General features: G+C 66.0%; 1 protein-coding gene. It reads right to left on the reverse strand.

Features of this window, described 5'->3' with window-relative positions:
- Positions 1–857, reverse strand: an 857-nt coding sequence (locus AC5Y21_RS25990; protein ID WP_499917022.1) for a zinc-binding dehydrogenase, incomplete at both ends; no start/stop codon positions are given.

Raw genomic sequence — 857 nt, forward strand, 5'->3', positions numbered from 1 at the left:
CCGGTGTGTTGGGCGTTGCTCATCATCCGGATCGCGGTGGCGGCCTGGGCCAGCGGGAAATGGGTGCTGGGCGGCATCGGCAACGCCGCCTGGGCGGTCAGCTCATACACGGTGTGCAACAACTGGTGTAGCCGCTGGGGGTGGCTGTAGGACAGCAACCCCAAATCCAGGGCGTAAAAGGTCAGGTTGCGCCGAAACGGCAACAACCCCAACCGGGTATCGCCGTAGATGTCGCGTTTGCCGATCTCGATGAACCGCCCCCCATGCGCCAACAGCTCAACACCGGCGCGCTGGGCGGCCCCGGTGACCGAGTTGAGCACGATGTCCACGCCATAGCCGTCGGTGTCGGCGCGGATCAACTCGGCAAACGCCGTGCTGCGCGAATCATAGACATGACCAACGCCCATCTCGCGCAGCAACTCCCGCCGTGCCTCGCTGCCCGCGGTGGCAAAGATTTCGGCGCCGGCCGCGCGCGCGATGGCGATCGCGGCCTGGCCCACCCCGCCGGTGCCCGAATGGATCAACACCTTATCGCCGGCCTGGATGCGGGCCAGCTCATGCAGCCCGTAATAGGCGGTACCGGTCGCGGTGGTCACCGCGGCCGCCTGCCCATCCGACAACCCCGAAGGCAGGGTGACGGCCAGGCGTGCATCACAGGTCACAAACGTGCCCCACGACCCCGAATGACACACCCCCCCAACATGATCACCCACCCGATGCTCACTCACCCCGGGCCCCACCGCAGTCACCACACCAGCGAAATCGGTGCCCAACTGGGGTGGTTGCCCCTCGAATTCGGGGTAGTAGAAGCGGCCGAACGAGAACAGTACGTCGGCGAAGTTGATGCTGGAGGCGCT

Source organism: Mycobacterium sp. NGS41, from assembly GCF_059812725.1.